This window comes from Sphingomonas quercus (assembly GCF_018863195.1).
Lineage (GTDB): Bacteria > Pseudomonadota > Alphaproteobacteria > Sphingomonadales > Sphingomonadaceae > Solisphingomonas > Solisphingomonas quercus.
The window spans coordinates 200,921-222,419 of record NZ_JAHKRT010000004.1 but is presented as its reverse complement, the minus strand read 5'-3'; the positions used below and the strand labels follow the sequence as shown (position 1 = coordinate 222,419).

The following is a 21,499-nucleotide window of genomic DNA, read 5'->3' as shown; positions in this document are numbered from 1 at the left end:
TGTGGCCCAAATCCGGTGCACCGTCCCGGCCGAATCCAAGGGCTGCTTGGCAAGATCGCGGGGATGGCCCGCGTTGCGGGCACGGAGCCATGGCGCCCATATGGCAGGGGTCGGCCGTCGATCCCTGCCCCCTCTCAAGCAGGAGGATCAGGCGACGGCTTTCCGATCCCGCCGCTGCCGGGCCGCACCGTCGCGGCCCAGGCGCGCCAGCCCCTGGAGATTCGCATGGCCACGACCTTCGCTGCTCCCGCTTCCATCGACGGCGTGAGCATCCCCGACAGCAAGCTCGCGCGCGCCGTCACCGAGTTCGTCCGCGACACCGAGACGGACCTGCTCTTCAATCATTCGAGCCGCGTCTACTTTTTCGGCGCACTTGCCGGGAAGCGGCGCGGCCTGCGCTTCGACGCCGAACTTCTCTATGCCTCCGCCATGTTCCACGACGTCGGGCTGACCGCCGCGCACAGCAGCCGCGACCGCCGATTCGAAGTCGACGGCGCCAATGCCGCACGCGACTTCCTGCGCGGGCACGGCATCGACCAGGTCGACCTCGACACGGTATGGGCGGCGATCGCGCTGCACACGACGCCGGGCGTGCCGGAATTCATGCATCCGGTGATCGCGCTCACCACCGCCGGCGTCGAGATGGACGTGCTCGGCCTCGCCTATGATCGCTATTCCGATGAGGTGAGGGAGGCGGTGGTCGCCGCCTTCCCGCGGCCGCCGCACTTCAAGGAGGATATCATCCAGGCCTTCTACGACGGCATCAAGCACAAGCCGGACACCACCTTCGGCAACGTCAAGGGTGACGTCATCGCCGACAAGGAGCCGCATTTCCACAAGGGGAATTTCTGCAGCGTCATTCGCGGGTCGCGCTGGGCCGGCTGAGCTTCCGCGGGCTCGCCGGCGAGCCGGCATGGCGCTTCGTCGCCGGTTCCCAGGTCAGGATGATGCGGCCATTGGCAGGGACGCGATAATCGATGCGGTCGGCCGATGCGCCGTGGGGGCGCAACGCATCGCCGCCGGCGGTGGTGAGATGCGCCTCGGGCAGCCTGGCGCGCTTGCGCCGCACGAGGCTGAACGAGGCCGTGCAGGTCTCGCCGCCGTCAAGGGTCAGGGTCAGGGCGTGGTCGCCGGTGCGCTCGATCGAACGGACGAAGTGGTCGCAATAGATGCGGAAGGCAGCGCCTTCGACATCGTGGAAGGCGCGGGTGGCAAAGACGAAGGCGGCGCCGGCGCCATAGATTTCCTGGCCAACCTGCCCGGCGGGCTGCCCGTCTGCATAAAGGTCCTCCAGCGGGAAGGACAGCTTGCGGTCGATATAGCCGTTCGATTCTCGCTGCTTGGGTGAAATCGCCTCGACTGGCAGGGCATCCGGATAATAATACCAGGCGCGATCAAGCGCATATTTGCAATATTCGGCGATCAACATCCGCGCGGCCGGCTCGAGATCCGGCCCGCTGTCGTCGAGATAGCACTCGAACGCCATATAGGAATCAAAGCATTCGTAGATCGCCATGTAGGGCGCGTCCTGAAGGCAGGTGACGCCGAGGAAGTTACGGTAATGCACCGCATGCCCGAGCCGGCTCTCCCATATTTCGCTGTTGTGGAAGAAACTGCCAAGATAGACATAGCTTTGTTCGAGATAGACGGGCTCGTTGGTGATCCGCCATAGCCGCATGCAGGCGGCGGCGCCCCAGGCGGTAAGATTGGCCTGATAGTTGACGTTGAAGCGCAGCCCCATCGCCGCGTCGATCGCGGCACGGGCCTCGTCGAGGAAGCGCTTGTCGTCAGTGAGCTCGAAGGCCTGGAGCATCACCCAGGCATAGACGCCACCAACGTCCGTCTGGCCGCGCCCGTCCGCCTCCGCGACGTCGGTGATCACCGAGAAATCGGTGACGTCGTACTGGATCGGCCATTTATAGTCGAAATGGTGGGCGGCCTTGATGCCGAAGTCGATGGACTTGAGGAACAGTGCGCGAGCCGACGCATCCCCGTCGAGTGCGAGTTTTCCGAGATTGAGCATCGGATGATAGAGATACCAGCTGTCGACGGCATCCTTGTTCTTGTCGTCGCCGACGTTCGGAAGATAGCGCCGCAGGGTCTTCAGCCTGGGATCGTAGAACTTGCCGACGCCGGCCTGAAGCTCGCCTTTCAGGGGCGGCATCTCGCCCTGCCATTTGCCCCAGTCATGCAGCGCCGAGATGATCGACATCTGGACCATGACGTCGGGATATTCGCTGTCCGTATAGGGATGGACATAAGGGTGGCCATAATGTTCGATCGTCGCCGCCGGCGCTTCGGCGAGATCGCGGAGCGTCCATTCCGCCCGCTTCATCCAGTCGCGATAATCAGTGCGCGGCAGGTCGAGCAGGCGATAGGCGGCGCCGAGCATCTGGAGGAATTGCCGGGCGGACTCGCGCTCCTGCGGCGGCGCCTGGTGCCGGAAGACGAGGATCGCGTCCGAGATGGTCACCGGCCGGCCCGCCGGCAGGGGGTCGCCGGACGGCACGCTGCCCTGCTTCGGCGTCGGCAGCAAATGGCCGAGTTCCGGCCATTCGCCGCCGACCACGTCTTCGGGCGTCGTCCCGGTCAGCCGGTAATAATCATTCATGGCGGTGAGATTCTGGAAATAGAGGATGTTGCCGAACGCCGGCTCCTCCAGACGGAAATAGACGATGCCGCTGTTGAGGCCGCGCTGGCGTGCCTCGACGCATCCTCGTGTTCCCATCGGATCGTCATCCCGATCGAGCGGATACAGGTCGCGCGGCATGAACGGCAGCCGCATCGTCGCCGCCGGCGTGAACTCGACGGTCATGCGCAGCCGCTCCAGCGCCTCCATCGACGTGAAGAACACCACGCGATGCTCGCCGAGAGCGCTGCGGATGCGCAGGCGCACGGCCTCGCCGGGCTCGCGCCGCTCGCGCTCGCAGGTGAAGTCACCGGCAAGATAGGCCGCACGCAGCGCCAGCCCGCCGCGGCCCTCGCGTCGGATCAGCGCCCAGAGCGAATCCGCGCCCGTGACGATGTCGACGGAGAGGTCGCCGACGGCAAACGTCGCGACCGGCGCGCCGCCGCCCTTCCGCAGCATTTCTCGAAGCGCGAGAACATAGGGGGTGGTGATCTCGGGGGTCTGTGCGAGTGTCGCCATCAACATATCCATGACGTTTGGTCGCCCTAAAAACCGGAATGGAGTGGGCGGGTTCCGGCCGTCAGGGCGCAACTTCACATGGATTATGACGATTGGCCGGCGCCCTTGCGCCGGGGCGCCGCGGGGGCTCCGCAAAGGCGCTGCCGCGCGAGGCGGGTGGCGCACGGCCGTCCGCAAGCGATCCGGCTGACAACGCAATTGCAACCGGCCGGCTTTCGGCCATGCTCCCTCGTCAATCATATCGGACCGGGGGTGAGAGGGAATGGGTACGGACCGGGCCAGGCTGCGCGGGTCATGCCTCTGCGGGCATGTCACCTACCGCGTGGAGGATGCGTTCGAATATGCGATGATCTGCCATTGCGCCGACTGCCGCCGGGCGACCGGCTCCGCGTTCAAGCCCTTCGCCGGCATCGCGGCCGACCGCATCGCGGTTCAGGACGACACCCGGCTCCTGCGCTATGGCGGCGACGCCGCCCACGATGCCCATTGTCAGCGTTGCGGCTCGCTCCTCTACTCGCTCGTCCGCGAAGGCAGCTATGTTCACGTTACGCTGGGGACGCTGATTGACGATCCGTCCATTCGGCCGACCGCCCATATCTTCGTCGCATCGAAAGCCTCGTGGGACATGATCTGCGACGACCTGCCGCGCTTCGATCGCTTTCCGTTCGACCAGTAACACCCCCTTGAACTGTGCGCATGCTTACCTAATTCGATGCCGCCGGACGCCGATACCGGGTCCGGTGGGACATAGAGGGCGCCGGCTCTCTCCGGTGCTTCTCATGCCCAGATCGCTTCTGTGGAGGATTTGGAGATGAGAACCAATTTTGACTTCACGCCCTATCGGCGTTCCACGGTCGGCTTTGACCGGCTGTTCAACCTGCTCGAGTCCGGCCTGCATGGCGACGTCGGCGAGGGCTATCCGCCGTTCGACATCGTCAAGGATGACGACGACAGCTATCGCATCACGCTGGCTGTCGCCGGCTTCCGCCCCGACGAGATCGAGGTCGTCGCCCAGCAGAACCTGCTCGTCGTTAGCGGCAAGCATGCCGGCGACGAGGGCAAGGGCGAGTATCTGCATCGCGGCATCGCCACCCGCGCTTTCGAACGGCGCTTCCAGCTTGCCGACTTTGTCGAGGTGGGCGGCGCCAGCTTCGAGAACGGCCTGCTCAGCATCGCGCTGAAGCGCGTCGTACCGGAGGCGATGAAGCCGCGTCGGATCGAGATTGGCGGGGCCGCTAACCCCGATCGCATCGAGGCGACGCGGGAGCGGACCCTCCAGGCCGCCTGATCGCCACGCCGGCCCGCCGGCCGCTTCGGCGGCCGGCGGGCATTTTCCGGCGCCAATCGGAGGACCGTCGTCGCCCCTTCCGCGTCGAGGCCGAGGTCGGGCGCAGCGAGTTCGGCGGAGCCGAATCCAGTCCGCTGAAACCGCCCCGGCTCCGCACCCGGTTGATCGGGGCGGCCGGTTGCGCGGCCTGCGTCGGCGCGGCAGAGGCCGGTGGTCATCGTCTCAATGCGGCGCGGCCGGGCTGACGCTGACGATGCGCAGCATCCTGTCCGGCCGTCGCGATCCGGCCAGCGGATGGAGCGGCCGGCCCGCATCCCGATCAGGGCCGCGCCGATCGGGGTCAGGATCGAGACCCGGCCCTCGCCGATGTCGGCGTCTCCCGGATAGACAAGCTGCACTGTGCGGCGGGCGCCGGTACCCTCGTCGACGAACTCGATCCGCGAGTTCATCACGACGGTCTGTTCCGGCAAGTCTTCCGGGTCGCACAGCTGGGCGCGGTCGAGTTCCGCCAGCAGCATCGCCGAGGCGCGCGGATGCCTGCGTTCGGCGCTGAGCGCGAGCCCGGAGAGCGCGTCGCACTCCGCGGCAATGAGATAGATGGCCGGACGCCCGGCCACTGAGAAGGCGTGCTGTTCCAAAGTATATTTCCGCTTGATCGAGATCGGAAGCGCGCCAGCGCGCGTCCTGAAAGGTCAGTTCGATGAAGGCCCGAACTCAGGCGACGAGACGCCGGCCGGAGTCCGGTCTACAGGCGCGCGGCGAGTTGCCCGGCGTGGTGGCGAAAGCGCCGAAATGTCGCGGGTGCATACATGTGGCAAATGTGATGACGCAGGTGGGTCAAGTCAACCGGGGCAGGCCGCCGCCACCCGGCTGCCTCCGATCTCCGCGGCCGATGCCGCTGCGGTCAAACAGGCGATTGGTTCACTCTATGACGGCCAGACGCATTGCGAGCTGATGCTGCCGATCGGCACTCTGGATGCGGCACTCGCAAAGGAAGAGGAGGCCATTCGGTAGCGTCCGCCCCGGCGCCACCGTCGCCGGGCTCCGCGTGAGCGGATGGCCTCCTCGGGTCGCGCAGCCGCGCCCGGCCGGCGCCTGTGTCAGAAGCCGGCCAGCACCAGCTTGCCGATCGCGCGGCCGCTCTCCGCGATCGCGTGCAGGCGCTTGAGGTTGGCGGCGTCGATCGGCCCGTCCTGCCGGGTCATCGTCGTGCGCAATACGCCCCGGTCGAGCAGCGCGGCGATTTCCTCGAGGATTTCGTGCTGCGCGATCATATCCGGCGTCCGGTAGGCGGCGCGGGTGAACATCCACTCCCAGGCGACGGTGATCGATTTGCGCTTCAGGGGCGCAATGTCGAAATGTTGGGGATCGTCGATCAGCGCCAGGCGCCCCTGGGGGGCGATGATCTTCGGGAAGGTCGACAGATAGCGGTCGCTCCCCGTCAGGCTCGCGACATAATCCACCTCCGCGATGCCGATGCGGGCCAGTTCCTCGTCGAGCGGCTGGTGATGGTCGATCACATGATGAGCGCCCATTTCCTGCACCCAGGCGACGGTTTCCGGGCGCGACGCGGTGGCTATCACCGTCATGCCCGTCAGCTTGCGCGCAAGCTGGATCAGGATCGAACCGACCCCGCCGGCGCCGTTGATGACGAGCAGCGCGCTGTCGCTTCGTTCCTGCCCATAGGGAACGCCGAGCCGGTCGAACAGCAGCTCCCAGGCGGTCAGGGAGGTCAGCGGCATCGCCGCCGCTTCGGCCCAGCCGAGCGACCGCGGCTTGTGGCCCACGACCCGCTCATCGACCGCGTGCAGTTCGGCATTGGTGCCGGGGCGCGTCACGTCGCCGGCATAGAAGACCTCGTCGCCGACCGCGAACAGCGTCACCTCGGGGCCGATCGCCTCGACGATGCCGGCGGCGTCCCAGCCGAGGATGCGCGCCGCGCCGTCGGCCGGCGTCGCGCTGGCGCGGATCTTGGTGTCGGCCGGATTGACCGAGATCGCCTTGACGCGGACGATGATGTCGCGCGGGCCTGGGGTCGGCGCCGGAACGTCCAGGTCGAGCAGGGCGTCCTCGCGATCGATGGCGCCTGCAACATGATAGCCGATGGCCTTCATCTCTGATCTCCTCGCTTTGATGTGACGAAAGCCAGGATCGCCCGTTCAGTTTCGATCGGCCATGGCCAGTATGGCATGGCAACCATGCAGCAACGCATGGCGCTGGTCAGAGCGGATCGCTGACTGTGGCCGATAGATGATCGACCAGCGCGCGCAGCCGTCGCAGTCGCTTGAGGTCGGCATGATAGCCGAGCCAGATGTCCCGGCCGGGCGGCGGCTCATCGGCTTCGAGGGGGATCAGGCCAAGCTGGCGGCCGAGCAGACTGGGCAGCGCTGCGAGCCCCGTGCCGCGGGCGCAGGCCGTTGCCTGCACCTCGCGGCTGTTGCTGCGGATCGCGAAGCGGGCCTGCGGGAAGCGGCGGCGCAGCCAGGCGACGTCGGCAAGCGTGTCGAACTGGCTGTCCATCCCGATCAGCGCGTGTCCCTCGCCGTCGGAAGCCGGCTCCGGCGCCCCCCGCTGGTGCAGATAGTCGGAGGAGGCAAACAGATCGTAGCGTATATGGGTAAAGCGGCGCTGGACGACGTCCGGCGCGTCGAAGGGCAGGAACCGGAATACGAGGTCCGCCTCGCGTCGGTCGAGGCTGAGCAGGCGGAAATCGGCCACGATCTCGATCGTGACCTGCGGATGGTGCACGCAGAACGCAGCCGCGGCGGGGGCGAGCACGACATTGGCGAACCAGTCCGACGAGGAAATGCGGAGCTGGCCCTGGAGCTCGCCGTCATTGCCGGCGAATTGCCGCTGCAGGGCGAGCGCCTCTTCCTCCATGCGTTCGGCGTGACGCAGCATGGCCTCGCCCTCGTCGGTCAGCCTGAACCCGCCGGGCGTGCGCTGGAACAGCGCGCATCCGCACACCTCCTCCAGCGTACGCAGACGCCGCCCGGCGGTCGGCTGGCTGAGGCGGAGCCGCGACGCGGCTGCGGTCAGCGTGCCGGCCCGCGCGATGCCGAGGAACAGGCGCAGGTCATCCCAATCGAGGCGAGCATAGTTCATTCAGCGATGCATAGCCGCTGTTCGGAACTGTCGGTAGTCAATCAGCAATGAAGGGCCGAAAGGCGAGGGACTGAAGGCGATGTCCAGTTTCATGCGGAGATGACCCGATGCGCATTCCCTCTCTCGCCCTGTTGCCGCTCGCCGCCGCGGCTGCGCTGGTGGCGCCCGCCGCCGCCCAGCGGGCGCCGCTCCAGGCCGGCGCGCCGGCGGTCACCGCCGCGCCCGGCCGCGGCGTCATCGCCAGCGTCAGCGGGCACAGCGCCGCCGAACCGCTGCTCTACCGGCTCGATGTGCAGCCGGTCGAGCAGGTCTCGCCGCTGGTCCAGCGCCAATATCTGAGCGGCGGCCAGTCGACGTTCGTTCAATGGACGGTGAAGGCCAGCGGCGTATTCCCGCTCCATCATCACGCCAATGAACAGATTACCTGGATCACCAAGGGGCGCTGTGAGGTCTTCTCGCAGGAGAAGAAGTTCGTGCTCACTGCCGGATCGGTGCTGATCATTCCGCCCAACGTGCCGCACGAGTTCCGCTGCACCGAGGACAGCATCGACATCGATTTCTTCGCGCCCGGCCGGCAGGACTGGGCCGACGGCACGCCGTCGGTCGCCGCCAGGCCCTGACCCGAAATACATTGATCAGCTTTGCTGTCAGGAGACGCCAACATGACCCACGACATGCGTGCCGCCATCGTCGACGAGCAGGACGGTCCCTTCCGCATCGTGCGCCTTCCGTTTCCGGTGCCCCGGCCGGGGCAGGTGCTGGTCCGGATTCACGCCAGCGGCGTCAACCCGCTCGACACCAAGATCCGCGCCGGCAAGGCAGCGCATGCCGCGATGCCGCTGCCGGCGATCCTCGGCATGGATCTCGCCGGGACGGTCGCGGCGGTCGGGCCGGGGGTGACGGCCTTTCGCCCCGGCGACGAGGTGTGGGGAATGACCGGCGGGGTCGGCGGCCATCAGGGCAGCCTCGCCGAGTTCGCGGCGGTGGAGGCCGCGCTGCTCGCGCCGAAGCCGGCGCGCCTGTCGATGCGGGAAGCGGCCGCGGTGCCGCTGGTTTTCATCACGGCCTGGGAAGGTCTGGTCGATCGTGTCGGCGTGCAGCCCGGGCAGACGGTACTCGTCCAGGGCGGGGCCGGCGGCGTCGGTCATATGGCGATCCAGATCGCAGCCGCGCGCGGCGCAAGGGTCTATGCCACCGACCATGCCCGCCGCGCGGCGTTCCTCGAGAGCCTCGGCGCGACAGCGATCGACCGCGCGATGGCCGTTGAGGATTATGTGGCGCTCCACACCGGCGGCAGGGGGTTCGACGTCGTCTATGACACGGTAGGCGGTCCGGTGCTCGATGCTTCCTTCCGCGCCGTCGCGCGCTTCGGGCATGTGGTGAGCGCGCTCGGCTGGGGAACGCATGCGCTTGCCCCATTGTCGTTCCGCGCCGCCACCTATTCGGGAGTGTTCACCCTGTTGCCGCTGCTCACCGGCGAGGGCAGGGCGCATCATGGCGAGATCATGCGCGAGGCGGCGCGCATGGCCGACGCCGGCCTGCTCGTCCCGCGGCTTGATGAACATCGCTACACGCTGGATCATGTCGCGGACGCCCATGCCGCGATCGAGCAGCGGACGGCGCAGGGCAAGCTCGTCATCGAAATCGGAGCGTGATCGGCCTTGGGCCGCGCGATCTCTATGCGCAGCGGCACCCCGGTGACAGCGGCCCGGCGTTCAAAGGTCGAGGCCGTCATCCCAACGGGGCGGATCTCCGAAGGCCAGCTTCAGATGATCGATCAGCGCGCGGAGCCGGGCGGGCGCGCCATGGCCATTGTGATAGGCGATGGTGATCGGCGTGATGTCCGGATCGACGCCGATGTCGAGCAGTTCGAGCGCGCCGCTCCTGATGGCCTGATGGCTATGGAAAGTCGGCAGCCAGGCGATGCCCAGTCCGGCGATCGCCGCATCGCGCATCGCGAAGCAGGAGGTGATCCGCAGCCTCGGCTCGACGCGGGCGACCACCCGCTCGATCTCGGCCCTGAACGTCCAGTCGTCGGGGCCGCGATCCATATAGTGGATGGCCTGGTGCCGCTCCAGATCCGCGACGCTGCCCGGCCGCCCGTGGCGATCGAGATAGGAGGGCGCCGCCACCAGCGTGCGGCGGCTTATCGTCAGTCGCTCGGTGGCCAGCTTCGGCAGCTCGGCGGGCGCGATGCGGACGATCGCGTCGAACGCGCTGCCGAGATCGCTGATCCGATCGTCGAAATCGGCGGTGATCGTGACGTCGGGATGACGCTGCATGAAATCATAGAGGGCCGGGCCGAGGTGCAGGTCCCCGAATGCCCTCGGAACCGCCAGGCGGACATGACCGGAGATCTCCCCGCGGCGACGGGTAAGCTCTTCCTTCGCCTCGTTGGTCTCGCGGACGATGCGGCGCGCGCGCTCGAGCAAGGCGACACCGTCCTCGGTCAGGGCGAAACGACGGCTGTTGCGGCTGACCAGCCTCGCGCCGAGCGAATGTTCCAGTTCGGTCAGCCGCTCGCTGACGGTGGATTTGGACAGGCGCAACTGGCGCGCCGCCTCGTTGACCGAACCGCAGTCGGCGACGGTGACGAAGGCGATTATGCCGTCAAGCTTCATCGTTCGCGATCTCCGAAAAATTGGTTCGGACCTTCCGCCCTACCCTTGTCTGCAGCGGCCTAGCATAAATTCCGGACAGGCCGCGCCTGCCAGCCGACCGCAGGATCGCGATCGGCACGCCCGCGCGACGGGGGAGAGCCAGGATGAGATCATTCCTATGCGCGGCAGCGACCATGATCATGGCGCTTGGCCTCGGTTCGGCGCCAGCCGTCGCGCAGGACTTCGTCTTCCCTCCTGCCTTCCACGTCCAGCATGTCGCGACCAACGGAACCACCCTGCATGTCCGCATCGGCGGGCGCGGGCCGGCCGTGCTGCTGCTTCACGGCTATGGTGAGACCGGCGACATGTGGGCGCCCCTCGCGCGCGAGCTGATGCGCGATCACATGGTGATCGTCCCGGATTTGCGCGGGATGGGGCTCTCTGCCCGCCCGGCGACAGGCTATGACAAGAAGACGCAGGGCGAGGACATGGCCGGCATGCTCGATGCGATCGGCGTCGGCCGCGTCGATCTCGTCACCCACGATATCGGCAACATGGTGGGCTACGCATTCGCGGCCGAACATCGCGATCGGATCAAGCGCTTCGTGCTCATGGACGCGCCGCTTCCCGGCATCGGGCCATGGGAAGAAATCCTCAAAAACCCGCTGCTGTGGCATTTCCGCTTCGGCGGTCCGGACATGGAGCGGCTGGTGGCGGGGCGGGAGCGCATCTATCTGGACCGGTTCTGGAACGAATTCTCGGCAACGCCGGCCCGCTTCAGCGAGGGCTCGCGCCAGCATTATGCCGCGCTCTATGCCGCGCCCGGCGCGATGCACGCCGGCTTTGCGCAGTTCGCGGCGTTCGATCAGGATGCGATCGACAACAGGGCGTTCCTTGCCGCCGGAAAGCTGGAGATGCTGGTGCTGGCCATCGGTGGCGAGAAATCCTTCGGGCAGCAGATGGCGGCGGTGATGCGGTTCGCGGCCACCAACGTGACCGGAGGCATCGTCCCGGACGCCGGCCATTGGCTGATGGAGGAGCAGCCGGCCGCGACGATCAAGCTCGTTCGCGGGTTCCTGGACGAAAATGGGTGAAGCAACGCGGGGGGCTTTGGGCCGCCGACGAACGACCGTTTCCCCGCATCGCCGCGATCCTGGGTGAGAGCAGCTTCTATGCCGCCGGCGCCCGGGGCTGGACCGGCGATCTGGTATATGCGCATCGGCAGGCATGATCTTCACCAAGGGAAACACGGATATGGCTCACCGCACTTTCCTCGTCACCGGCGCCAGCAAGGGGATCGGCCGGGCGATCGCAGACCAGCTCGCCGCGACGGGACATCGCGTGATCGGCATCGCCCGCGGACAGGATGAAAGCTTCCCCGGCACGCTCGTCCCGATCGATCTGGGCGACAGCGCGGCGGCGGCGCGGGCGTTCGCCGATCTCGCCCGCGAGCACGCGGTAGACGGGGTGGTGAACAATGCCGGCGCCGTGCGGTTGCAGGATCTCGGCAGCATCGATCTGGACGCCCTGGATCATCTCGTGCGGATGAATATCTATTCCACGGTGCTCGCCACCCAGGCTTTCCTGCCGGGCATGCGGGAGCGGGGCTGGGGCCGGATCGTCAACGTTACCAGCCTGACGGTGCTCGGCATGCGCCGCCGCTCCGCCTACGGGGCGACCAAGGCTGCCGTCGACAACCTGACCCGGACCTGGGCGCTCGAGCTGGCCGAGACCGGCATCACCGTCAATTCGGTCGCGCCCGGCCCGGTCGCCACCGAACTCTTCCGCCAGAATTCGCCGGAAGGCAGCGAGGCCGAAGCCTCGTTCATCCGCGATATCCCGATGCGCCGCCTGGGCAGGCCGGACGAGATCGCGCCCGCCGTGCTGTTCTTCCTGTCCGACGGAGCCGGCTATGTGACGGGGCAGACCTTGTTCGTCGATGGCGGCGGATCCGTCGGCAAGGCTTCCGGCTGAACGCCATTTGGTCCACCGTCTTTGTCGATTTCTGGTGCCTTGTTCCCAGTGGCGACGAATTTATCTCGGGCCGATCAGGGATTTGACGGAGGCGGTCAGATGATCATCGACGAGATTTCCGGAATCAGGATTCCGGACAGCCAATTGGCGCGTGACGTCACGCAGTTCATTCGCGATACCGAGAGCGACCTGCTGTTCCACCACTCTGCGCGCGTCTATCTCTGGGGCATGTTCGCGGGAATGCGCAAGGGGCTGAGCGTAGACCCGGAGCTTTTCTACACGGCCGCCATGTTCCACGATGTCGGCCTGACCGCGGGCTTTCGCGACAGCCAGATGCGCTTCGAGGTTGACGGCGCCAATGCCGCCCGCGATTTCCTGCGCGGCCGCGGCATCGGCGACGCCGATATCGCGAAAGTGTGGCTTGCCATCGCCATCCACACCACGCCGGGCATCCCGCAGCATCTCGATCCGATCGCGGCGCTCACCGCCGAGGGCGTGATGATGGACATTGTCGGCCTCGGCTTCGGCGACTTCACGGACGACGAGCGGCGGGCCGTCGCCGCGGCTTTCCCGCATCCGCCGCACTTCGTCGAGGATTTCCTGCAGGCTCTCTATGACGGGCTCGCGCATCGTCCGCAGACCACCCAAGGTACCGGCCTTGCCGACGTAATGGTCGACAAGGACCCGCATTTCCATCGTCGCGACTTCTGCGGCCTGATGCGGGCGTCGCCATGGGCCGGCCCCGGACAGGCGGGCGCCGCTTAAGCCCGGTGATGGCGAAGCCGGCGTTCAGCGTCGCATCGGCCGCGATGACAGCGCCGGCATCCCGATCGCGACTGGGATGCCGGCACCATATCGATCCGGTGAGTTGACGGACGCACCTGCCAGAGGGGCACGGCGGCCTCGCCCGAACCGGCTCGCTTCGGATCAGAATTTGAACCGCACGCCGATCCGATACTGGCGCCCGAGCAGGTCGTAGAGCGTGCTCGACGTCGGCGTGCTGGTGTAGATCAGGCCGTTGGTGGGGCCGCCGGCAACATTGGGCGGATCCTGGTTGAGCAGATTATCCACTGTCCCGAACAGCTGGACATTCCTGGTGAGCTGATAGGATCCGCGCAGGTCGATATAGGCGATCGCCGGCACCGAATTGTCGTCCACGTCGACGCCGCTCTTCCACGTATAGACCAGCTTGGCCGCGCCAATGAAGCGGGTCTGCGCGGTCAGCGAGAGCTTGTCCTTGTCCCATGTCGCGCTGGCGGTGACGCGGGCCCGCGGGAAGCCGGTGAACGGCTGGTCCGAACCGATCGCGCCCGCCGCCTTCACCTGCACGCCGAGCTGATCCTGGTTCAGCCGGAGGACGTAGTTGCCGAGCACACGCACCTGCACGTCGCCACCCAGCGCCGGGAAGGTGTAGTCGGTCTGGAAATCCAGGCCCGATGTGCGCTGCGCCGCCAGATTCTGCGGGAAGGTGTTGATCTGGCTCAGCGCGCCGCCCGGTCCGTTGAACACCAGCTGCGGGCAGAACTGCGCGTCGCCGGCGTTGCAGCGGCGCAGCACCTCCTGCGCGTTGATCGACGCGATCACGTCCTTCAACTTGATGTCATAATAATCGAGGCTGATGTTGAAGCGCGGCAGCCAGCTTGGCGACAGCACGATGCCGCCCGAAAGGGTGGTGGCGCGCTCTGGCGTCAGGTTCGGATTGCCGCTGCCGAAGGTGAAGATCAGCACCGACTGGTTGGTCTTCGGGTCGACCGCGGTGGACTGCGTCTGCAAGCCTGTCGAATACAGCTCGTTCAGGTTGGGCGCGCGGATATCGCGACTGAGCGTGGCGCGGACGCGCAGGTCATTGTTGAGCTGGCTGAGCAGCCCGACCTTCCATGTCTCCACCTGGCCGCTGGTGGAATACCAGGTCACGCGGCCGGCAGTGTTGAAGCTCAGCGAGCGGACGAAGCCGTCCTCGATGATCGGCACGTCCAGTTCGACGAAGGCCTCTTCCACATTGTATTTGCCGAAGAACGAGGGGAAGTTCGCCACCGGATAGACGTTGCGGGCCTGGGCGCCGGCGTCGTTCGTGATGGCGCCCTTCTCGGTGCGGCGCTCGGCGCCGAACGCGACGGCGATGTTGCCGGCGGCGAAGCCGAACGGCAACGAACCCTGCATCGAGGCGGCGACGACATTTTCGGTCAGTTTCTGTCGCTGGAAGTTCTGACCCGGCTTGACGTTGACGTAGCGGATCGCCTCCTGGCTCGCATTGCCCTCGCCGATGATGTTCAGCGGCCGGCAGGCCGCATCGTCATTGGTGGTGATCGCATCGGCGTTGACCCGGCAGACGATGGCTCCGGCCGCGTTGCGCACCGCATCCACCGCCTTGTTGTAGTTCGGGATGATGTTGTTGGATTCGGTAGTTTGGTAGAGCTCCACCTCGCCGCGCTGGAAATAGGCGTTCCAGCTCCAGTCGCCGCCCAGGCGGCCCTCCAGCGAGAACACGCCGCGCTTCAGCTTGCGCGTGGTGGTCGCCACCGGCATGCCGATCGAATTCTCGCGCTGCGACTTGTAGGAGAGGCTGTCGGCGTCGATGTTGGTGATGTTGTTCGTGCCGATCTGGATGGTCTGCACGCCCGCCGCGGTCATCGCCGCGACCACCGAGGCGGGCAGATACGGGTTGTCGATGCGGATCGGCACCGCGCCCGTCGCGCCGATGCGGACATAGGGCACCGAATTGTTGCGCGAGAAGGTGCGGCCGTAATTGAGCTGCACCGAAGCCTTCAGCCAATCCGCGAATTCGTAGCTGGTGTAGCCGAACAGCGACGTCGTGTTGTATTGCACGGCAATATTGTTGGTCGCGCCCGGCAGCGTGTCGGTGTTGGCGGCGATCGTGCCCGAAACATTGGTGATGTTGTAGGGCGCCAGCGTCGCTGAACTGCCCTTGAACTGCTGGTTCAGCAGGTTGAAGTTGGCCACGCCCTGGCCCGCCGGGCAGCCGCCCGCGGTGATCGCGACCCGGCAGGCGCCGACGATCAGGCCGCCCGTGGTGGCGCCGGCCATGCCGGCATTGTCGGCGTGGATCAGCCGCGGCCCACCCGCGGCTATCGCTGCCGGGGTGTTATTCACCAGGTTGCGGTAGGTGTTCCAGGAGCGTTCGTTGGCGAATACGCCATTGACCGATTCGAAGTAATTGCCCGCCACGATCACCCGGCCGCGGCCCTCGGCGAAGCCGGTGCCGGCGGCGAACTGCAGGCGATAGGTCTGCCGGTCGAACTGGTAGGTGTCGTTGTATTCGGCCGATCCGCGCAGCCCGTCAAAGCTCTTGTTGATGATCAGGTTGACCACGCCGGACACCGCGTCCGAACCCCACGCCGCGGAGGCGCCGGCGGTCACCACGTCGATACGCTGCACCAGTGCCGTCGGCAGCGTGCCCATGTCGATCTGGCCGGTGACGTTGGACTGCACCACGCGCTGGCCGTCGAACAGCACCAGCGTGCGGGTGACGCCGAGCTGGCGCAGGTTGACGGTGTCGAGGCCGGTGTTGCCGGCGACGATGTTGTTGTTCGCGCCCGATGGCGAGGCGGAGGAGCCGACGGCGGGCAGCTGGCGGATGGAATCGCCGATGGTCGAGCGCGCGTCGCGCTGCAACACCGCCTCGTTGACCACCGTCACCGGCGTCGGCTGCTTGTAGCCCGCGATCGCGATGCGCGAGCCGGTGACGATGATCTCGCCGTCGCCCGGATTAGCGCCCATCACCGGCGCGGATGAGGGGGCTGGCTCGGGCTCGGGCTCGGCGGCCGGGGGCGCCGGCTCGGGTGCGGGCGTCGGGCCGGCGGCCGACTGGGCCTGCGCCTCGACGAAGATCACGCGATGGTCGCCGCTGCGGAAGGTCAGCCCCGACTGCGCCAGCAGGAGCCTGAGCGCGGCGGGCGGGGCATATGCCCCCTTGATCGCGTGCGATTTCTTGCCGCGCGTCAGATCGCCGTTGAAGGCGATGGGCTGCCTCGCCGATTTGCCGAAAGCGCGCAGCGCGATGCCGAGGTCCTGCGCGGGAATATCGAAGAATGCCGAGCCATCCTGCGCCGATGCCGCAGTCGGCGTCGTCAACGCGACTGCGATGGCGGTGAGACCGGCGGAGAAAAAGAAACCGTGGCGCCTCCTGGCGTTCATATCTGCCTCCCCCTTGTGCGCCGAATTTTTCCGGCTGCTGTAGAGGAAGACGCGCATCAACCGCGCAACTGTCACAGGCGCGTCAGATTTATCTACGAATTACGCAGGAATGTACGAACGCCGTCTCGATCCTCGACGTGCACGGGCAGCACGCCGACCACGCCGGCGACGAACGCATCGGTGTCATTGGAGGAATAGACGCCGTTGACGAGAAGTCGTCCGGCGACATCGTCACCCACCGCGAATTTCTGCTGGCTATAGCGGTTCATCCGCTCGACGGCGGCGTAAAGCGGCTCGTCCTCGAATGTCAGAAAACCGGCTTCCCAGGACAGGGTGCTGTTGAGGTCGCCGGGCGCGAGTTCTGCCTCGGAGGCGGCGCGGGCGACGAGTTCCTTGCCCGGAGCGAGCCTGGTCTCGCCGCGGCGCTTCCCGGTCTTGTCGTCGCCGGGCAGCGCGACGGGGACAACGTTCACGGCGCCCTCGTAAAGTATGACGTGGAGGTTGCGCGACAGCAGCTCGACGCTGAACTCGGTTCCCGTCGCCACGACGATCCGGTCGCCTGCCGTCACCGTGAACGGGCGCAGGCTATCCTTCGCCACGTCGAACTTGGCGCGTCCCTTCGCCAGGCGCAGCTCGCGCCGGTCGCCGCGATAGCGCACCCCGATGCTGGTATCGGCGTCGAGTGAGATCCGCGATCCGTCGGGCAGCATCACCAGACGCCGCTCGCCGGTGCCGGTCGCGTAAATGGTGAAGGCGAAATAGCCGTAACCGGCATAGCCGGCATAACCGGCGAGCAGCAGCAGCAACGAGGCCGCCAGCGTCATGAACGGGCGGCCGACGAACAGGCGCGCGGCCCAGCGGCGCCGATTGGCCGAGGCGAGGTCCTTCAGCGCCGCGGAGCGATGGGCAAGCAGGTCCGGCTCAAGGCGCACGCTGTCCAGTTCGCGCCACGTCCTGATCGTGTTGTCGAATGCGCGGCGGTGCTCCGGATCGCGTGCCAGCCAGGCGTCCAGCTGGGCATGCTCGTCCTCGGACATGTCGCCGTCCGCCAGGCGTATGCACCAGAGGCTCGCGGCCTCGAGCACCTCGGACGCCGCCCTGGTGGTCATTGCTCGCCATCTCCGTGCATCAGGCTCGTCAACGACGCCAATGCGCGCGCAAGCTCCCTGTCGATGGTGCTGATGCTGATCCCGTAGGACTCCGCGAGAGTCCGGCGCTCGACATTCTCGAGTCTGGCGAGAATGAAGATGTGCCGGGTGCGCTCGGGGAGCTCGGCGATGGCTCTCCTGATGATGCCGAGCGCCTCTCGGTCGCCGGCGATGCGCAGGGGGTCGAGCGGATCGACCGCGCGGCCTTCCATGCGCGAAAGGTCGTCGCGAAATTCGCTGCGCACGCGGTTGCGACGGCTGCGATCGCGCAGCAGGTTGGTGGCGATCTGAAAGATATAGCCTTCGGGCGCCTGCATCTCGAGCCGCTCCTGCGCCGCGAGGCGGACGAACACCTCCTGGGTGAGGTCCTCCGCCTCCGCGTGATTGCGCAAGCGACGAAACAGATATGCCATCAGCACCGGCCTGAATCGCCGGGTGATCCCGTCCAGTTCCGTGTCCGGCTCAAAGCGCTTCGCCATCCGGAATCCTCGCCCCCCTTGTCTCTATGACGCAGGAGGGCGCGATTCTCATCATCCGGGCGCCAGGAATTTTGATAACGCTATAATTTCGGCACTTTCGGGCGCTCCATCCCCTCGCCACGGCTTGCGTCGCGCGCGCCCGTGACGGGCGTACGGGCCGCTGCATCAATGTCTGCGAATCGTTGCGGCCCGAGGCGTCCGCGTCGCGGATCTGCGCCACTTTCACCGGGTCCGGCGGGCCTGGTGGCGCACCGGCGGCTGGCGGCGCGGGGCTCGGCTCGCCGCCTCGACCCCACGACCCGCCGCAAAGCCTAAGCCGCGTTAACGTTTCGGTCTTCCCGAGCGGCGATTGCCCGGCCATCACACCGCCACTGCCTGACCGGGGGGTCCGCACAGGATCATGACGAACACGACACGCCGCCTTGCCGCTTTGTGCCTGATGTTCGGCATCGCCTTCGGCGCCGCCTCGCCGGCCGCCGCCCAGTCCTGGCAGTGCGCCCCCTTCGCCCGTCTGGTCTCCGGCCTGCAGCTGTTCGGCGCCGCCGCCTCCTGGTGGAATCAGGCGATCGGCAAATATGCCCGCGGCGAATCGCCCAAGATCGGCTCGGTGCTGGTGTTCAAGGCGGTCGGCGCGATGCGTTCCGGCCATGTCGCGACGGTCAGCCAGATCGTCTCGGATCGCATCATCAAGGTCACCCATGCCAACTGGTCGGTGATCAACGGCCATCGCGGTCAGGTCGAGCGTGACGTGACTGTGGTCGATGCCTCCGAGAAGGGCGACTGGTCGAAGGTCCGCGTGTGGTACAAGCCGATCAACGATGTCGGCATCAAATCCTACCCGGTCTACGGCTTCATCTATGCCGGCGCGCAGGCCGCCGCCGCCGCCATCGAGGCGCCCCGCCTCGCGCTCGAGAGCGCCAGCTTCTAATCCTCGCCGTCACGCCGGGCGCCGTCCAGCGTCCGCCTGAGCCGCTCCTGCTCCGCCTGATCGCGCGCCTTGTCGCCGGCCGTGCGGCCGTGGCGCGCGCGGTTCGCCTCGGCCTTCCCGGCGGCCTCGGCGCGCGCCCTGGCCTTGCGCGCCATCCTGAGGTTGATCACCTCGCCCATCGCCCTCTCCTCAATCCTGCGCCATCGCCTCGGCGACGAGTGATTCCGCCTCGATCAGCAGCGCGTCCTCGACATTGCCGGTGGCGACCCGCTCGCGCCCGATGAGCACGAGCACCGGCACCGCCAGCGGCGACACCCGCTTGAGGTCGACATGGACCATGCGCCCGGCCGCCGTGTCCAGCAGGTTGGCGAGCCGCCCGACATCGGTGAGCCGCGCGCGGGCATCGTCCCAGGCCGCGCGCAGCAACAGGTGATCCGGCTCGTAGCGGCGCAGCACGTCGTAGATGAGATCGGTGGAGAAGGTCACCTGCCGCCCGGTCTTGCGCTTGCCGGGATGCTGCCGCTCGACCAGCCCGCCGATCACCGCCACTTCGCGGAACGCCCGCTTGAGCAATGCCGATTCCTGTACCCAGCGGACGAACTCGTCCTCCAATATGTCCGGCGAGAACAACGCCGCCGGATCGGTGACCGGCTGCAGCGAATAGCAGGCCATGGCATAGTCGGAGGCGACGAAGCCGATCGGCTGCAGGCCCGCCGTTTCCATCCGCCGCGTGATCAGCATGCCCAGCGACTGGTGCGCGTTCCAGCCCTCGAAGCTGTAGCAGACGGTGTAATGCCGCCCCTCGCGCGGGAAGGTCTCGACGAGCAGCTTGTCCGGGCTCGGCAGGATCGAGCGGCGGTCCTGCATCTCCAGCCATTCGCGGACATCGTCGGGGAAGCGCGGCCACTGCCCGCGATCGTGCAGATATTCGCGCACCCGATGGGCGAGGTGGGTCGAGATCGGCATGCGCGCGCCGCCATAGGTCGGGATGCGCGCCGGCTTGGCGGTGGCGCGCACGACGAGGTCCTCGGTGTCCATGCGCACCACCTCCAGCGTCATGCCGGCGAAGAAGAAGCTGTCGCCCGGCGCCAGCGTCGCCGCGAAGCTTTCCTCTACCTTGCCTAGCGTGCGGCCATTGCCGAAGCGCACGCTGAGCATCGTCGCCTCGACGATGATGCCGGCGTTGAGGCGATGCTGGGCGACGAATTTGGGGTGGGCGACGCGCCACAGGTCACCCTCCTTCACCAGCCGGCGAAACCGGTCATAGGCCCTGAGCGCATAGCCGCCGCTCTCGATGAAGCCGAGCACGCGGGAGAAGATGTCCTCCGACAGCGCCGAATATGGGAGCGCCGAGCGGACCTCGTCGAGCAGCGCCGCCTCGGTGAAGGGCGCGGCGCAGGCACAGGCCATGACATGCTGGGCCAGCACATCAAGCGCGCCGGGGCGGAAGATATCCTCGTCCAGCTCGCCGGCCTCGACGGCGTCCAGCGCGGCGCGACCTTCCAGATATTCGAAGCGGTTGCCCGGCACCAGCACCGCCTCGGAAGGCTCGTCCAGCCGGTGATTGGCGCGGCCGATGCGCTGGAGCAGGCGCGAGGCGCCCTTGGGCGCCCCCATCTGGATGACGAGATCGACATCGCCCCAGTCGACGCCGAGATCGAGGCTGGCCGTAGCGACCAGCGCGCGCAGCCGTCCGGCCGCCATCGCCGCCTCCACCTTGCGCCGCGCCTCGACCGCGAGGCTGCCATGATGGATGCCGATCGGCAGGTTCAGCGGATTGACCGCCCACAGGTCCTGGAAGATCAGCTCGGCGAGGCTGCGCGTGTTGCAGAAGATGATGGTGGTGCGGTGGGTCTCGACCTCGGCCATCACCTGTTCGGCGGCATAGCGGCCGGAATGGCCGGCCCAGGGGATGCGATCCTCCGGAATGAGGATGCTGATCCGCGCCGGCGCGCCGGGATCGCCGCGGACATGATCGACGGTCGCCATGTCGCCATCCGGCGCCAGCCAAGCCCGATAAGCCTCCGGGTCCGCCACCGTCGCCGACAGCCCCACCCGCCGCATCCCCGGCGCCAGCCGCGCGAGCCGCGCCATGCACAGCGCGAGCAGGTCGCCGCGCTTGCCGGCGGCGAAGGCGTGGATCTCGTCCACCACGATCGTCTTCAGCGTCGAGAACAGCCGGTCGCTTTCCGGATAGGAGAGCAGCAGGCTCAGCGATTCCGGCGTGGTCAGCAGGATCTGCGGCGGCTTGACCCGCTGCCGCGCTTTGCGGTCGGACGGGGTGTCGCCGGTGCGCGTTTCGATGCGGATGTCGAGGCCCATCTCGCCGACCGGATCGAGCAGGTTGCGCTGCACGTCCACCGCCAGCGCCTTGAGCGGCGAGACATAGAGGGTGTGCAGGCCGTCGATCGGCTGCTCGATCAGCTCGGCGAGCGTCGGCAGGAAGCCGGCCATGGTCTTGCCGGCGCCGGTCGGCGCGGTGAGCAAGGCGCTGCGTCCGGCGCGGCCCGCGGCCAGCATGGCGAGCTGGTGCCGCCGAGGCGCCCAGCCGCGCGCCGCGAACCAGCTGGCGAGAACCGGCGGCAGCGCATGGGCGTCGGGCGAGGGGCGAAGGCGGGCGGCCATAGGCTCCTCATATAGCGATCCATTTCCGCCTCGCATCGGGGGGAGGAAC

At 67.2% G+C, this 21,499-nt stretch carries 19 protein-coding genes and 1 pseudogene; 10 read left to right on the top strand and 10 right to left on the bottom strand.

The features are described 5' to 3' along the window. The first annotated feature begins 225 nt into the window (after positions 1–225). Positions 226–885 (top strand): HD domain-containing protein, encoded by a 660-nt coding sequence (locus KOF26_RS09430; RefSeq protein ID WP_216323671.1) that lies wholly within the window; start codon positions 226–228, stop codon positions 883–885. Here the strand turns inward: KOF26_RS09430 and KOF26_RS09425 are convergent. Next, complete coding sequence (locus tag KOF26_RS09425; protein WP_216323668.1) at positions 857–3,148, bottom strand: hypothetical protein; 2,292 nt, start codon at positions 3,146–3,148, stop codon at positions 857–859. The two genes, KOF26_RS09430 and KOF26_RS09425, sit on opposite strands and share 29 nt — an antisense overlap. A gap of 262 nt (positions 3,149–3,410) precedes the next feature. Between KOF26_RS09425 and KOF26_RS09420 the strand changes: the two genes are divergently transcribed. Together KOF26_RS09420 and KOF26_RS09415 are read left to right on the top strand one after the other, a co-directional pair. After that, positions 3,411–3,824: a GFA family protein gene (locus KOF26_RS09420; RefSeq protein ID WP_216323665.1), complete on the top strand. Its 414-nt coding sequence runs from the start codon at positions 3,411–3,413 to the stop codon at positions 3,822–3,824. A 135-nt stretch (positions 3,825–3,959) separates the two neighbouring features. Next, entirely contained in the window at positions 3,960–4,436 is a 477-nt protein-coding gene (locus KOF26_RS09415; RefSeq protein WP_216323662.1) for an Hsp20 family protein, read from the top strand. Positions 4,437–4,762: 326 nt separating this feature from the next. Here the strand turns inward: KOF26_RS09415 and KOF26_RS09410 are convergent. Next, a pseudogene (locus KOF26_RS09410) lies at positions 4,763–5,053 on the bottom strand (GreA/GreB family elongation factor); the annotation flags it as partial. 34 nt (positions 5,054–5,087) lie between these two features. On the opposite strand from KOF26_RS09410, the gene KOF26_RS09405 reads away from it, so the two are divergent. Further along, entirely contained in the window at positions 5,088–5,450 is a 363-nt protein-coding gene (locus KOF26_RS09405) for a hypothetical protein (RefSeq protein WP_216323659.1), read from the top strand. Between the two features lie 86 nt (positions 5,451–5,536). Here the strand turns inward: KOF26_RS09405 and KOF26_RS09400 are convergent, their stop codons facing one another. Further along, a complete protein-coding gene (locus tag KOF26_RS09400) occupies positions 5,537–6,550 on the bottom strand; it encodes a zinc-binding alcohol dehydrogenase family protein (RefSeq protein ID WP_216323657.1) in 1,014 nt (337 codons plus the stop codon). Positions 6,551–6,656: 106 nt separating this feature from the next. Next, positions 6,657–7,541 (bottom strand): LysR family transcriptional regulator, encoded by an 885-nt coding sequence (locus tag KOF26_RS09395; protein WP_216323654.1) that lies wholly within the window; start codon positions 7,539–7,541, stop codon positions 6,657–6,659. Positions 7,542–7,648: 107 nt separating this feature from the next. Here KOF26_RS09395 and KOF26_RS09390 point away from each other — a divergent pair, with 107 nt between their 5' ends. Together KOF26_RS09390 and KOF26_RS09385 are read left to right on the top strand one after the other, a co-directional pair. Next, positions 7,649–8,161 (top strand): cupin domain-containing protein, encoded by a 513-nt coding sequence (locus tag KOF26_RS09390; protein WP_216323651.1) that lies wholly within the window; start codon positions 7,649–7,651, stop codon positions 8,159–8,161. Between the two features lie 42 nt (positions 8,162–8,203). Then, positions 8,204–9,196 carry a zinc-dependent alcohol dehydrogenase family protein gene (locus tag KOF26_RS09385; protein ID WP_216323649.1) on the top strand — a complete coding sequence of 331 codons (993 nt, stop codon included), beginning with the start codon at positions 8,204–8,206 and terminating at the stop codon, positions 9,194–9,196. Between the two features lie 60 nt (positions 9,197–9,256). On the opposite strand, the gene KOF26_RS09380 is transcribed toward KOF26_RS09385, so the two are convergent. Then, entirely contained in the window at positions 9,257–10,162 is a 906-nt protein-coding gene (locus KOF26_RS09380; RefSeq protein ID WP_216323647.1) for a LysR family transcriptional regulator, read from the bottom strand. 143 nt (positions 10,163–10,305) lie between these two features. Here KOF26_RS09380 and KOF26_RS09375 point away from each other — a divergent pair, with 143 nt between their 5' ends. The 3 genes from KOF26_RS09375 (at position 10,306) to KOF26_RS09365 (ending at position 12,880) form a co-directional block, all read left to right on the top strand. Next, entirely contained in the window at positions 10,306–11,235 is a 930-nt protein-coding gene (locus KOF26_RS09375; protein ID WP_216323646.1) for an alpha/beta fold hydrolase, read from the top strand. 160 nt (positions 11,236–11,395) lie between these two features. Then, on the top strand, positions 11,396–12,115 hold the full coding sequence (locus KOF26_RS09370) for an SDR family oxidoreductase (protein ID WP_216323644.1): 720 nt from the start codon (positions 11,396–11,398) through the stop codon (positions 12,113–12,115). A 99-nt stretch (positions 12,116–12,214) separates the two neighbouring features. Continuing rightward, positions 12,215–12,880, top strand: a complete 666-nt coding sequence (locus KOF26_RS09365) for an HD domain-containing protein (RefSeq protein ID WP_216323642.1) — start codon at positions 12,215–12,217, stop codon at positions 12,878–12,880. Positions 12,881–13,042: 162 nt separating this feature from the next. Here KOF26_RS09365 and KOF26_RS09360 read toward each other — a convergent pair whose 3' ends face one another. From KOF26_RS09360 to KOF26_RS09350, 3 genes are all read right to left on the bottom strand, one after another. Further along, positions 13,043–16,270 (bottom strand): TonB-dependent receptor, encoded by a 3,228-nt coding sequence (locus KOF26_RS09360; protein WP_216323640.1) that lies wholly within the window; start codon positions 16,268–16,270, stop codon positions 13,043–13,045. Between the two features lie 92 nt (positions 16,271–16,362). Beyond that, positions 16,363–17,379, bottom strand: a complete 1,017-nt coding sequence (locus KOF26_RS09355; protein WP_216323638.1) for a FecR domain-containing protein — start codon at positions 17,377–17,379, stop codon at positions 16,363–16,365. Next, entirely contained in the window at positions 17,376–17,897 is a 522-nt protein-coding gene (locus KOF26_RS09350) for an RNA polymerase sigma factor (protein ID WP_216323634.1), read from the bottom strand. Before KOF26_RS09350 ends, KOF26_RS09355 begins: the two co-directional genes overlap by 4 nt. A 400-nt stretch (positions 17,898–18,297) precedes the next feature. Between KOF26_RS09350 and KOF26_RS09345 the strand changes: the two genes are divergently transcribed. Next, the gene (locus KOF26_RS09345) at positions 18,298–18,825 is read left to right on the top strand and encodes a CHAP domain-containing protein (RefSeq protein ID WP_216323629.1); all 528 of its coding nucleotides are present in this window, start codon (positions 18,298–18,300) and stop codon (positions 18,823–18,825) included. Here KOF26_RS09345 and KOF26_RS09340 read toward each other — a convergent pair. Both KOF26_RS09340 and KOF26_RS09335 read right to left on the bottom strand, forming a co-directional pair. Then, positions 18,822–19,004 (bottom strand): DUF4169 family protein, encoded by a 183-nt coding sequence (locus KOF26_RS09340; protein WP_216323626.1) that lies wholly within the window; start codon positions 19,002–19,004, stop codon positions 18,822–18,824. The genes KOF26_RS09345 and KOF26_RS09340 overlap by 4 nt on opposite strands. A 10-nt stretch (positions 19,005–19,014) precedes the next feature. Further along, positions 19,015–21,450, bottom strand: coding sequence for a ligase-associated DNA damage response DEXH box helicase (locus KOF26_RS09335; RefSeq protein ID WP_216323623.1), 2,436 nt, complete (start codon positions 21,448–21,450; stop codon positions 19,015–19,017). Positions 21,451–21,499: the final 49 nt, after the last annotated feature.